Raw genomic sequence first — 11,505 nt, 5'->3', positions numbered from 1 at the left:
CTGCTTGGTCTGGCCCGGTCGAGTTACTACCGGCTGGCCCACAATTACCAGCACTACCGACCGGTCGAGGAGCCGATCCCGCACATCGATCGCCGGCAACCGGCGGCGTTGTCGGCGACCGAGCGGCGGGTGATCATCGACCTGCTGCTCGCCGAGGAGAACGCGGATCGGTCTGTGGTGCAAACATATTGGCGTTCGTTTGATGCGGGCTTGGTGGCCTGCTCGGAGCGGACGTTCTACCGGGTCGCCCGGTCGCAGAATCTGACCGGGGATCGCCGGCGCACCCGCCGCGGCGGAAGCACTGCGAGACCGAAGCCGGTCGTGGCGGCCGCGCAAGCGGGTCAGTTGTGGTCTTGGGACATCACGATGCTTCAGGGGCCGCGTAAGCAGGACCGGTACTTGCTGTATCTGGCGATCGACGTCTTCTCCCGTTACCCGGTGGCGTGGCGGATCGAGTACGCCGAAACGACACAGCTGGCGGTGCTGATGTTCGCTGTCGCGTTCGAGAAGTTCGGAGCGCCGCTGGTGTTGCATGCCGATAACGGGGCATCGATGCGCTCGACCGGGCTCCTCGATGCCCTCGAGTCGGCGGGGGTGTCCGCGTCGTATTCGCGGCCGCGGGTCAGTGACGACAACCCGTTCTCCGAATCGCTGTTCAAAACACTCAAGTATGACCTGAGCTGCCCGGACCGGTTCGACAGCATCGACCATGCCCGGCAGTGGACCGAGCAGTTCCTGCACCGGTATGCCACCGAGCACCGGCACAGCGGTCTGAGTCGGCACACACCGGCGGCGGTGTTCTTCGGCACCGCCACCGAGACCCGTTTTGCACCGTCAGGACCGGCTCGACCGGATCTGGACCGAATATCCCGAACGGTTCCGTCGCCGCCCCCGAGCGCCGGAACTACCCCAATTGACAGGAATCAATATCAACCACGACCTGTCTCAGACAGGTTGACAACTTCCGCAATGTCCGCGCGTCAGGCCAATGTCTGTGAATCTGCAGGTCGAGGGGGCCGGTCAGTCGGTGCAAGAGGCGTGCAAGGGCGCTGCAAGTGGCGGACTGCATTGTCTACGGCATGAACCTCACTGCAACTCCCCCAGCGATCGAGGCCGACGGGCTCGTGAAGCTCTTCGGCCGTCAGCGTGCCGTCGACGGCGTGAGCCTGTCCGTTCCGACCGGGTCGGTGTACGGAGTGCTCGGCCCGAACGGCGCGGGCAAGACCACCACGGTGCGGATGCTGGCGACGCTGTTGCGGCCGGACGGCGGCGAGGCCCGCATCTTCGGCCACGACGTGGTGCGCGAACCGAACGCGGTGCGCTCACTGGTCGGCGTGACGGGCCAGTACGCGTCGGTCGACGAGGATTTGTCGGCGGTCGAGAATCTGGTGATCTTCGCCCGGCTGCTAGGCCTGAGCCGCGGCGATGCTCGCCGCAAGTGCACGGAACTGCTCGAGGAGTTCGACCTGACGGAGGCGGCGACGAAGCCGCTGAAGAACTTCTCCGGCGGCATGAGGCGGCGACTCGACCTGGCCGCCAGCCTCATCTCCCACCCACCGCTGTTGTTCCTCGACGAGCCCACGACGGGTCTGGACCCTCGGACGCGCGCCCAGATGTGGGACACCATTCGCCGGCTCGTCGCCGAGGGGTCGACGGTGCTGCTCACCACGCAGTACCTCGACGAGGCGGATCAGCTGGCCGATCGGATCGCCGTCATCGACCGCGGAAAGGTGATCGCGGACGGCACGGCCGACGAACTGAAGGCGTCCGTGGGCGTCTCCTCGCTGCAGTTGACCCTGGCCGATCGCGGGCAGACCGACGACGCGCGGTCGGTGATCGCCCACACCCTCGGTGTGGAGGTGGCGATAACGCCGGAGATCGGCCGCCTGACCGCGCCGATGACCGACCCGTCGCTGACCGTGGAACTGCTGATCCGGCTGCGCGACCACGGGATCGCCGTCGACGAGATCACCGTCCAGAAACCGAGTCTCGACGAGGTCTTCCTCACCATCACCGGGCACGGCGCAGAAACCGATGCCGCCGAGTCCGACACCGAACGGAGCGTCGCATGACCAGCACCCTCGAATCCCGCACTTCCGCGGGCCCGCAGCCGATTCCGGAGGCCCGCAACCGGGTCAGCCTCGAACAGTCCGTCGCCAACACGCTGACCATGGCGTACCGCGGCCTGCTCAAGATCAAGCACAACCCCGAGCAACTGTTCGACGTCGTCGTCCAGCCGATCATCTTCACGTTGATGTTCACGTACATCTTCGGTGGCGCCATCTCCGGCGACGTGGCGTCGTACCTGCCGATCATCATCCCGGGCATCCTGGTCCAGACGGTGATCACCACGTCGATCGTGACGGGGACCCAGTTGCGCGAAGACATGGACAAGGGCGTCTTCGACCGTTTCAAGTCGCTGCCGATCGCCCGCATCGCGCCACTGTCCGGCGCACTCCTCGCCGACGTCGTGCGGTACGGCATCGCCACGACCATCACGTTCACCGTCGGCATCGCGATGGGCTACCGTCCCGGCGGCGGTGTCGTGGGTGTGCTGTCGGCCGGCGCACTGGTCGTCGTCTGCGCCTTCTCGATCAGCTGGATCTTCGCGCTGATGGGCGTCCTGATGAGCAAAGCATCGTCGGTGCAAGGCATTTCGATGCTCATCCTGTTTCCGCTGACGTTCATGTCCAACGCATTCGTGCCCGCGAACACGATGCCCGGCTGGATGCAGGCGTTCGTCAACGTCAACCCCGTATCGCACGTCGTGACAGCGGTGCGTGAACTCGTCAACGACGGCCATTTCGGTGTCCACGTCGTGTGGTCGCTGCTCGGCGCCGCCGTGATCGTCTCGGTCATGGCACCGCTGACGGTCCGGACGTACATGCGCAAGGCCTGACACCCGGAGAACGACGCGAGCCGGTGGACGCGGGGTCCACCGGCTCGCTTCGCCGTTTCTCATCGGCGGCCGGGTCCCCGCTTGAATCGTCGACTCACCTGACGGTGGTGAGCATGTCGAGAATCTCCGCGCGCACCATGCGACGTGACCAGGCGCCGACTCGCGCTCGCGCCGATTCCCAGCGGTGCGCGTCGACGCGGTCGAGCGCGAAGGCCACGTGCCGGTGGTGCTGCAGCGAGGCGCTGTCCTGCCGGGCGCGGGCGGGCACGGACAGCGCCAGCAGGGCGAGTCCGCGTTCGGAATTCCCGTGCGCGATCTCGAAGCATCCGATGCCGGCCGCGACGGCGCCGGTGACCGGCAGATCCGGATACCTGCCCATGCCGAGCCGGGTCGACGCCCACCCCGCGAGCTCCGGAACGAACTCCACCATCATCTCGGACCGGCCGTGCAGTACGTGGGCGCACACCACCGAGGCCGCCAGCATGAGTCCGAACGGATCGGCGTAGGGCTCGGACACGATGCGGGGATACATCATGTCCAGCGCCTCGCGGTAGCGGGCGAGCCCGCACTCGACGTCGCCGTCCGCCAGATCGGCCTCCGCGAGACTGCTGATGGCGGCTACCCGCCATTCGTCCTGCTGGTGGTCGTCCGTGGCCGCGACCGCACCGCGATGCTCGAGCACCGTCTCGGCCAGCACCTTCCGGCCCGTCGCCACGTCACCGTCCGCGATCAGTGCCGAGGCCTGGAAACCCCACAGCTGATTCGCCTCCTCCTGCGCACCCAGCCTCCGCATCCCCTCGACCGCGACCTGATAGCGCCCCACCGCGGCCCGGTACTGCCCCGACTGGCTGTGCAGCGAACCGAGGAATTGCGCTGCCATCGCCGTGCCCCACACGTCGCCGATCGCGACGCACAGGTCGGAGACGGCCCTGGCGTCGCGCATGGCACCGCGGAAGTCGCCGAGATTCTCCCGCAGACTGGCTCGTACCGACAGCGCCGCGGCGCGGGTTTCCCGATCGTGCGAGCGCACTCCGTCGGCGACCGCCCTGGCGAGTAGCCGCCCCGCACCCAGGGACAGGATGAGCCGCACCGCGAACGCCGTGACCGACGGAAGGTCGGGACGCTCCCGGACGACGTGCCGCATTCGCGTCCGGGTGCGGGCGAGGGAACGGGTCTCACCACCGAAGACCAGGTGCATCCCCGCGAGCAGGAACGTGTACGCGACCAACTCCGAGTCGACGTCGCGCAGATCCGAATCGGCGGTCGCCGCGAGGATCCGTGGCGTCCAGTTCATCACTTCCGAGTGCGCGCCCCGGATGGACCACAGCCCGCCGAGCAGCGGGAACACGGTCGCGACCGTCTCGGCATCGTCCCGTTCTACCGCCCACCGCAGCACCGCGAGGAGGTTGTCGTGATCGGCGTCGATGTCGTCCGCGAGCGCGACCTGGTCGGCACGGCACCGCCCGAGCGCCTCCGACGCGAATCCGCGCGCCCACATTCCCTGGCGCCGGAACACTTCCGACTCCTCGGCGGCGGCGGCAAGTTGCTCCTCGCCGTATTCGCGCACCGTCTCGAGCATGTAGTAGCGCAGCGTGTCCGACGTCTCCGACACCGACAGGAGGGATTGGTTGACGAGGCCCTCGACAGCATCCACGACGTCGTCGACGCCGTCCCATTCCGCGATCGTCCGGGCCGCGTCGAGGGTGAATCCGGCCGGGAACCGGCACAGTCTGCGCAACGCGACCTGCTGCTGCTCGCCCAGGAGCTGCCAGCTCCAGTCGATGACGGCGTGCAGGGTGCGATGCCGTTCCGGCGACGTCGGGTCGTGGGACCGCAGCAGCGCGAATCGGTGCTCGAGGCGCCGGCCGATGTCCTCGACGCTCATGCTGCGCACCCGCGCGGCCGCCAGTTCGATCGCGAGGGGAAGCCCGTCGAGTGTGCGGCAGATGCCGCGGACGGTCTCCGGATCGAGACGGGCCGTGGGCCGCACCGCGCGGGCCCGGGCCGTGAAGAGTTGCACGGCGGGAGCGTCTTCGGCGTCGCTCGCCAACGGCGGCAGCGGGTACACGGCCTCGGACGCGAGCATGAGCGGCGACCGGCTGGTCGTGAGGACGGTCAACTGGTCTCCGGCCGCCACCAGGTCGGCGACGATCTCGGAGCAGGCGCCGATCACGTGCTCGCAGTTGTCGAGGATCAGGAGCATCGGTCCGGCCGACAGCGCTTCCCGGAGTCGTTCCCGCGCGGAGTGCACACGGCTCACGATGAGCCGTCCCGGTGCGAGGTCGACCTCGCTGAGACCGAGGGTGCCGCTGATCGCCGCCACGACGTCCTCGCTGCTCCGCAGCGACGCGAGTTCCACCAGCGCCACGGACGTCCCGGCGGCAGCGCGCACACCCAGCTCGTGCGCGAGACGCGTCTTTCCCGCACCGCCCGGCCCGAGAATGGTCACGACACGCGACGACGTGAGCAGTCGTTCGATCTCCGCGATGTCGGTGTCGCGTCCGAGCAGCGTGTTGGGCGCTGCGCGAAGCCCGATCGCCGTCCGGTCCGGCGCCGCGAGCCGCTGGACCGCCGACTCGGCCGGGCTGCCGCCGCGCAGGATGTCGGTATGCAGGGCGACGAGCGCCGGCGACGGGTCGGTTCCCAGCCGGTCCACCAGCCGCGCGCGGAACGTCCCGAACACGTCGAGCGCCTCGTTGTCGCGCCCGAGCCCGGCGAGCGCGCGCATGAGGTCGGCGTGCGCCCGCTCGTCCAGGGGTGCGGCGGCCACCTGGACGCGTGCCTTGGGGAGAGCGGCCGCCCAGTCTCCGGCCTCCACCAGCGCGGCGAGTTCCGCGGCCTCGAGCAGGCCCCGGATCACCGCGGCGTCGCCGGCAAGTTCCGTTGCCGCCACCCCCGTGGGAAGGTCGGCGCCCGGCTCCCCCCGCCACAGTGCGAGCGCGGCCCGGATCTCGTCCGGTCCCACACGGCGATCCTGATCCCGGCCCTGCCACCGGCGCGCCACGTCTTCCGCGCGGGTCAGATCGACGGCGTCGCGCGGAACTCTCAGCCGGTATCCGGCCGGGCCGATCTCCAGCACCCCGTCCGGCAGCGCCGCGCGTAGCCGGGAGACCTGCGTGTGCAGAGCGTTCATCGGGGACCGCGGCGGATCCTCGCCCCATACCTCGTCGATGAGGGCCTGCGCAGACCGGCTCCGGCCGGGGTCGCGAGCCAGGGCGACCAGCAGGCTGCGCGCACGGGTGCCGGGCAACGGTGCGAGCACACCCGATCGGCACGTCGAGACCTCACCCAGCAAGGCGACCTGGATCGGTGTACTTGCCGGTGCCACCCTCTCGTCGACGCTCATGTGCTGGTCCACCGCGTTCGATGGTATTGCACCGGGCGGATGCGAACTCCCCGAAGTTCGGCGTGGGTGCAGGCGCCTTCACGCTCGGTGCAAAGATCGGTGCATGGCAACGGCTGCTCAATGGATCGAAGGCGCTCGACCGCGCACCCTCCCGAATGCGATCGCCCCGGTGCTCGTGGGCACCGGCGCCGCGGCGTCGCTCGGCGGCGCGGTGTGGTGGAAGGCGCTACTGGCACTGGTGGTCTCTCTCGCGCTGATCGTGGGAGTCAATTTCGCCAACGACTACTCGGACGGAATTCGCGGGACCGACGACGAGCGGGTCGGACCGCTGCGGCTCGTCGGGTCCAAGCTCGTGAAGCCGTCGGCGGTGAAGGCCGCGGCGATCGCCTGCTTCGCCGTCGCCGCCGTGGCCGGTCTGGCGCTCGCGATCACCACCGCCTGGTGGCTGGTACTGATCGGCGCCCTGTGCATCGTAGGCGCGTGGTTCTACACGGGCGGCACGAAGCCGTACGGCTACAGCGGCTTCGGTGAGGTCGCCGTCTTCGTGTTCTTCGGTCTCGTCGCCGTGCTCGGCACCCAGTACGTGCAGGCCGAAACGGTGGACTGGGCCGGACTCGTGTCCGCGATCGCCGTGGGTTCGTTCTCGAGCGCGGTACTCGTCGCCAATAATCTGCGGGACATCCCCACCGACACCGAATCCGGCAAGCGCACGCTCGCCGTCCGGCTCGGCGACTCCCGTACCCGCATCCTGCATCTCGCCACGCTGACGGTTCCGTTCGTCGTGACTCTCGTCCTGGTGCTGCGCACACCCTGGGCGCTCGTCGGGCTGCTCGCACTGCCCCTCGCGGTCCGGGCGAACGCACCGGTCCGCTCCGGCGGCCTGGGCCTCGCACTGATTCCCGCGCTTCGGGATTCGGGGCTGGCGATGCTGATCTGGGGCGCCGCCACCGCCGTGGCCCTGGCCGCCGCCTGACCGGCTCAGTCGCCGTCGGGGACGACGATGCTGAGCAGGAAGTTGACGATCGAGATGATCAGGCCACCCCACAGGGCGGTCCAGAAACCGTCGACGGTGAGGCCGTACTCGGTCAGGGAGCTCAGCCACGCGGTGAGCATCAGCATCAGGGCGTTGATCACCAGGGTGAACAGCCCCAGCGTCAGGATCAGCAACGGCAGCGACAGCAACTTCACCAGCGGCTTGACGAAGATGTTGACGACGGTGAACACGAGCGCGATGCCGAGCAGCACCACGATGTCCCACCCGGTGCCGTTGCCCGAACTGGAGATGTCGATGCCCGACACCCAGGCTGCCGCAAGCCAGATCGCGAACGCGTTGATGACGAGGCGTACCAAGAAGGTCATGCGTGCATGCTGGCACATCGATCGGACAAACGGGAACCGGCCGATCCGGGATGCAGACGGTCAGGCGGCGCGATCGTCGAGCGCGGCGTGCACGCGGCGCCGGAGTTCGTCCACCCCGACCCGGACTTCGAGGATCTGCCTCGTCGTGCCGTCGGCCACCCGCAGCACCCCGAGGAGCACGTGCTCGGCGCCGATGTGATCGTCCTTGCGCGCCAGCGCCTCCCGCAGTGAGAGTTCGATCGCCTTCTTCGCGTCGCGGGTGAACCCGACGTGCCCCGACTTCCGGCCGAACCAGCCGCGCTTCTCGGCGGGCCCCTCGGGATCGAGCACACCCTTACCGAAGTTCTGCTCGAGGCTCCGGCGCACAGCCTCGAGGTCGATGCCGATCGATTCGAGCGCTTCCGCGTCGGCGTCATTCAGGGCGGTCCCGTGTGTCGCGACGGTTGCTCGCGAGGTCTCCTCGTCGATGCCGGCGGCGGAGAGAATGCCGTGAACCGGTTGGGTTCTCACGGACAGTAGGGCGAGGACGAGATGTTCGGGCCCGATCTGCGGTGACTTCAGTTCGCGCGCTTCCTGTTGCGCGCCGATCACCACGGCCCGTGCGTCGGTCGAGAATCGTTCGAACATGCGCCGTTACCTCCCTGTCCGGTTGTGCTTCTGATGGACGGCCTGCCTGCTGACCTCGAGGGAGTCGGCGATCGCCTGCCAGGACCAGCCCTGGGCACGGGCGTTGGCGACCTGGATGGATTCGAGCCGTTCGAGGAGACGCCGCAGCGCACGCACGGCCCGCAGACCCTCTGCGGGGTCGGGGCTGCCCGCCGCTGCGGCGAGCGTGGTTGCTTCGGTCATGCATGTCAATCTAGGTTGACACCCATGCGGGTGTCAACCTTCCTTGACAGATTCCGGGCCGGTCGTCAGTACGCCGCGACTGCCCCGTCGACGGCGATCTGCAGGTCCTTCTGCACGATGTGGGCGATGTCCATCGGTTTCGCCGGAAGGTCGAACAGCGGCTCCCCGACGAAGACGCTGGCTCCCTTCACGTTCTCGGTATCGGGCCCGGACGCGTCCGGTCCGTAACTGATGCCGATGGACAGCAGCACGGGCGACACTCCGCGATCCGCCGCACGTTTCGCGATGTGACCGATGCCGCTGTTGATGTGCTGCAGGCGGGTCGGGTCGTCCTCGTTGCACGTGCCCTCGGGAAAGATCGCCAGATTGTCGCCGCGGCACAGCCGCTCGGCGGAGATGTCCATCATGAGCCGGCCGGCGTCCGCGACCGCCCGGAGTCCGTAGTTCTTGCTGCGGAACACGGGAATGCCGCCCATCATGTCGACCTTCTTGTGCAGATCGGGGTCGACGAACAACTCGTCCTTCGCGAGCACCCGGGTGCGTCCGATCGCGCGGCGCAGCGGGGTCTTCCAGGCCGTGGCCGCGAGCGTGTACTGATCGCTGTGAGTCACGTGATTGGCGGCGACGATCAGCACCCTGCCGGACTTCACCAGACCGGCCAGCTGCGCCTTCGCGTCGTTCGAGTACACGATCCGCGGGCGGTACTTCGCATACAGCGAGGCGTACGCCAGCGTCGCGAGCACCCGATTCTGCTGGTGATCGCGGTAGTACGCGTACACCGCTTCGTAGTTCTCGAGAGTTACCTCGGGCTTGTCCATGCTCGTCCCCGATCCGTCGTCCTATCGCCAGGCTACCAACCTACGGTCGCGTAGCCTACGGAGGAGTAAGTATCGGGAAAGTGCAGGGAAACTGGGCGAAGGGCGCGATTTCGGGTACAAAAGACCTGTGATCCGCCCGGCCGTTTCCACCGACCTGCCCGTTCTGCAAGACATCGAAATCGCGGCGGGTGCGCCGTTTCGTGACATCGGAATGGACGCCGTCGCCGACGATCCCCCGTTCACCCTCGACGAGCTCACCGAGTATCTCCGATCGGACTGCGTCTGGGTCGCGGTCGGCACCGACGACGCACCGGTCGCGTACGCGCTCGCCGTCGTGATCGACGGGGGCGCGCACATCGAGCAGGTGTCGGTGCATCCCGACCACGCCCGTCAGGGCCTCGGCGCGCAACTCATCGACGAGATCGCGTCGTGGGCCGCGGTGCGCGGCCTGCCCGCCCTCACCCTCACGACGTTCGTCGACGTGCCGTGGAACGCGCCCTACTACGAGCGCCTGGGATTCCGCCCGCTGCCGGACACCGACCTCACCCCGGGACTGTCCCGCATCCGCGACGACGAGGCCCGGCACGGCCTGGCCGCGTGGCCGCGCGTCACGATGTCGCGGCCGGTCACCGCGCCGGTGGCCGCCGCGACTCAGCCGGGCTGACCCGGCCACCGTCCGGTCGCCGCGAAGCTGTCGAGCGCGGCGGCAGGGCCGGTGAGGTCGATGCCCTCGCCGGCCACCCAGTCGTCGTCGAAGTAGGTGTCGGCATACCGCTCACCGCCGTCGCAGAGGATCGTGACCACACTGCCGGACCGTCCGGCCGCGAGCATCTCCGCGACGACGGTGAACGCACCCCAGAGGTTCGTGCCCGTGGAACCACCCACCCGGCGCCCCAGTACCGCGCTGGCGTGCCGCGCCGTGGCGATGGACGCGGCGTCCGGCACCCGCATCATCCGGTCGATGACCTGCCCGACGAACGACGGCTCCACGCGCGGCCTGCCGATGCCCTCGATGCGCGAGGGCATCCCCGTCGCGTACTCGCACGAGTTGGTGTCGTAGCCGCCGAAGAACGCCGAGTTCTCGGGATCGACCACGAGCAGACGCGTCGCGTGCCTGCGGTAGCGGATGTACCGGCCCAGTGTCGCGCTGGTGCCACCGGTCCCGGCGCTCATGACGAGCCACTCCGGCACCGGGTGCTCTTCCTGCGTCATCTGCTGGTAGATCGACTCGGCGATGTTGTTGTTGCCCCGCCAGTCGGTGGCCCGCTCCGCGTGCGTGAACTGGTCCATGAAGTGACCGTTCGTCTCGGCGGCGAGGCGGCGAGCCTCGCTGTAGATCTCCGGGGGCCGGTCGATGAAGTGGCAGCGACCGCCCTGGGCCTCGATCAGGGCGATCTTCGCACCGCTCGTACTCCGCGGCATGACGGCGACGAAATCGAGGCCGAGCATCTTCGCGAAGTACGCCTCACTGACCGCCGTGGACCCCGACGACGCCTCGATGACCGTGGCCCCCTCGGTGATCCAACCGTTGCAGATCGCGTACAGGAACAGCGAGCGGGCCAGGCGGTGCTTGAGGCTGCCCGTGATGTGGGTGGACTCGTCCTTCAGATAGAGCTGCACACCCCAGTCGACAGGCAGCGGGTAGCGCAGCAGATGCGTGTCGGCGCTGCGCTGCGCGTCGGCGTCGATGAGACGGACGGCGTTGTCCACCCAGTCACGCGGCAGGCTCCGGTCGATGACGACGCAGTCGCCGACCGTCACCGGGCCGTACCCTCACCGCGAAGCCGGGCGCGCAGGTCGGCCTGATCCGCGCGACGCTGTGCGTCGAATGCGGCGATGCCCTCGTTGACCCGCCGGCGGAGTTTCGCGAACAGCAGCAGCGACAGCGGGAGCGCGATCAGGACCGCGAAGATGGCCGCGACGAGCAGCGGGACGGCGACACCGACGAGGGCGGCCACCCCGAGGATGATGGCGCCGATGAGGACCACCAGCAGCAGCCGCGCGATCGAGTAGATCGCGACGTCGCGCGCCAACTGCCCCTTGGTCACCCGCCCGTCCGACTTGGGCGGCGCGCTCGAATCGGCGGCAGCGGGGCGCTCGACCTGGTCTTCTGGCTTCTCGGATGACTCGCTCACGCTCCCAGGTTACCCATCGCCAGAGCCGCTCCTCACACGTCCGACTTATCCGATTTGTCTATTACCTCCCCTTTACCAACATTAGATCGTTCGAGTACC

General features: G+C 68.4%; 12 protein-coding genes. 5 read left to right on the top strand and 7 right to left on the bottom strand.

Annotated elements, in window-relative coordinates; translation table 11 throughout:
- The 3 genes from ACFTWF_RS41605 to ACFTWF_RS41595 form a co-directional block, all read left to right on the top strand.
- The coding region (locus tag ACFTWF_RS41605) for a transposase (protein WP_378466907.1) at window positions 1–1,083 on the top strand (1,083 nt) is incomplete at its 5' end.
- Complete coding sequence (locus ACFTWF_RS41600; RefSeq protein WP_378466906.1) at window positions 1,080–2,072, top strand: ATP-binding cassette domain-containing protein; 993 nt, start codon at window positions 1,080–1,082, stop codon at window positions 2,070–2,072. The genes ACFTWF_RS41605 and ACFTWF_RS41600, both read left to right, overlap by 4 nt.
- A complete protein-coding gene (locus ACFTWF_RS41595; RefSeq protein ID WP_378466905.1) occupies window positions 2,069–2,899 on the top strand; it encodes an ABC transporter permease in 831 nt (276 codons plus the stop codon). The genes ACFTWF_RS41600 and ACFTWF_RS41595 overlap by 4 nt, the downstream gene beginning before the upstream one ends.
- A gap of 94 nt (window positions 2,900–2,993) precedes the next feature.
- Here ACFTWF_RS41595 and ACFTWF_RS41590 read toward each other — a convergent pair whose 3' ends face one another.
- A complete protein-coding gene (locus ACFTWF_RS41590) occupies window positions 2,994–6,245 on the bottom strand; it encodes a BTAD domain-containing putative transcriptional regulator (protein ID WP_378466904.1) in 3,252 nt (1,083 codons plus the stop codon).
- A gap of 103 nt (window positions 6,246–6,348) precedes the next feature.
- On the opposite strand from ACFTWF_RS41590, the gene ACFTWF_RS41585 reads away from it, so the two are divergent.
- The gene (locus tag ACFTWF_RS41585; protein ID WP_378466903.1) at window positions 6,349–7,218 is read left to right on the top strand and encodes a 1,4-dihydroxy-2-naphthoate polyprenyltransferase; all 870 of its coding nucleotides are present in this window, start codon (window positions 6,349–6,351) and stop codon (window positions 7,216–7,218) included.
- A gap of 5 nt (window positions 7,219–7,223) precedes the next feature.
- Here the strand turns inward: ACFTWF_RS41585 and ACFTWF_RS41580 are convergent, their stop codons facing one another.
- The 4 genes from ACFTWF_RS41580 to ACFTWF_RS41565 form a co-directional block, all read right to left on the bottom strand.
- Window positions 7,224–7,604: a phage holin family protein gene (locus ACFTWF_RS41580; protein WP_185725176.1), complete on the bottom strand. Its 381-nt coding sequence runs from the start codon at window positions 7,602–7,604 to the stop codon at window positions 7,224–7,226.
- 60 nt (window positions 7,605–7,664) lie between these two features.
- Window positions 7,665–8,231: a Clp protease N-terminal domain-containing protein gene (locus tag ACFTWF_RS41575; RefSeq protein ID WP_378466902.1), complete on the bottom strand. Its 567-nt coding sequence runs from the start codon at window positions 8,229–8,231 to the stop codon at window positions 7,665–7,667.
- Between the two features lie 6 nt (window positions 8,232–8,237).
- Entirely contained in the window at window positions 8,238–8,453 is a 216-nt protein-coding gene (locus ACFTWF_RS41570) for a helix-turn-helix domain-containing protein (RefSeq protein WP_378466901.1), read from the bottom strand.
- Window positions 8,454–8,518: 65 nt separating this feature from the next.
- On the bottom strand, window positions 8,519–9,271 hold the full coding sequence (locus tag ACFTWF_RS41565) for a lysophospholipid acyltransferase family protein (RefSeq protein WP_378466900.1): 753 nt from the start codon (window positions 9,269–9,271) through the stop codon (window positions 8,519–8,521).
- A gap of 127 nt (window positions 9,272–9,398) precedes the next feature.
- Here ACFTWF_RS41565 and ACFTWF_RS41560 point away from each other — a divergent pair, with 127 nt between their 5' ends.
- Window positions 9,399–9,935, top strand: coding sequence for a GNAT family N-acetyltransferase (locus ACFTWF_RS41560; protein WP_378466899.1), 537 nt, complete (start codon window positions 9,399–9,401; stop codon window positions 9,933–9,935).
- Here ACFTWF_RS41560 and ACFTWF_RS41555 read toward each other — a convergent pair.
- Window positions 9,923–11,032, bottom strand: coding sequence for a PLP-dependent cysteine synthase family protein (locus ACFTWF_RS41555; protein ID WP_378466898.1), 1,110 nt, complete (start codon window positions 11,030–11,032; stop codon window positions 9,923–9,925). The genes ACFTWF_RS41560 and ACFTWF_RS41555 overlap by 13 nt on opposite strands.
- Window positions 11,029–11,406 (bottom strand): DUF4229 domain-containing protein, encoded by a 378-nt coding sequence (locus tag ACFTWF_RS41550; protein WP_378466897.1) that lies wholly within the window; start codon window positions 11,404–11,406, stop codon window positions 11,029–11,031. Before ACFTWF_RS41550 ends, ACFTWF_RS41555 begins: the two co-directional genes overlap by 4 nt.
- Between the last annotated feature and the right edge of the window lie 99 nt (window positions 11,407–11,505).

The organism is Rhodococcus sp. NPDC056960 (assembly GCF_042674125.1).
Taxonomy (GTDB): domain Bacteria; phylum Actinomycetota; class Actinomycetes; order Mycobacteriales; family Mycobacteriaceae; genus Rhodococcus_F.
This window is presented reverse-complemented; position numbering and strand designations above follow the sequence as displayed.